This window comes from Streptococcus sp. GMD1S (assembly GCF_000296875.1).
Taxonomy (GTDB): domain Bacteria; phylum Bacillota; class Bacilli; order Lactobacillales; family Streptococcaceae; genus Streptococcus.
Window position 1 is genome coordinate 1 of sequence record NZ_AJQY01000284.1, and the last position, 571, is coordinate 571.

Consider the following 571-nt stretch of genomic DNA (forward strand, 5'->3'; position numbering starts at 1 on the left):
CGTACTTTGGTTTGGCTAGTTATAGCCCTTGTAGTATTTGGAGGAGGCGCATGGATAGCACAAGAAACAAATCTATTTCTAAGCCCACGGGCTAAGCAGTTGGCTTATTTAAAGGAGCATGAAGAGGAGATTAAGGAGTTTGTAAAATCTTTAGATCATAAAGTAGAATCTGTTCAGATTGATTGGGATGAAACAATGTGGGAAAAAGTTGGAAATGGAACTCCAAAAGGAGGAGGGAATGTTGTAATAGTTGGAGGAGGCTTTAATAATATAGAGGGCTCAACTTGGCAAGTAATTTTTGAAATTGAAGATGGACGAGTTGCTTTTGATACTATGATGCAAGGCGGTCCATTGCGAGTAGGAGGAAGGATTTTTGATTAATAGTAACTTAAAACCTTTGATAATTTTTACTCAAATTTAACATTCTCTTCATTCCCCACCGATTTCGAATACTTGCTAAAAGTATTTTTTTTTACATTCATGATATAATATACTTAGATTCCACTATATAGGAAGAAAGAGATGAAAAAACGTACTTTACTTTGGCTAGTTATAGCCCTTGTAGTATTTG

The 571-nt window shown here is 35.4% G+C and carries 1 protein-coding gene; it reads left to right on the plus strand.

Features of this window, described 5'->3' with window-relative positions; all coding sequences use genetic code 11:
- Positions 1 to 381 (plus strand): hypothetical protein (locus GMD1S_RS08815; RefSeq protein WP_000308284.1); only part of this gene is annotated, 381 nt, incomplete at its 5' end.
- Positions 382 to 571 lie beyond the last annotated feature (190 nt).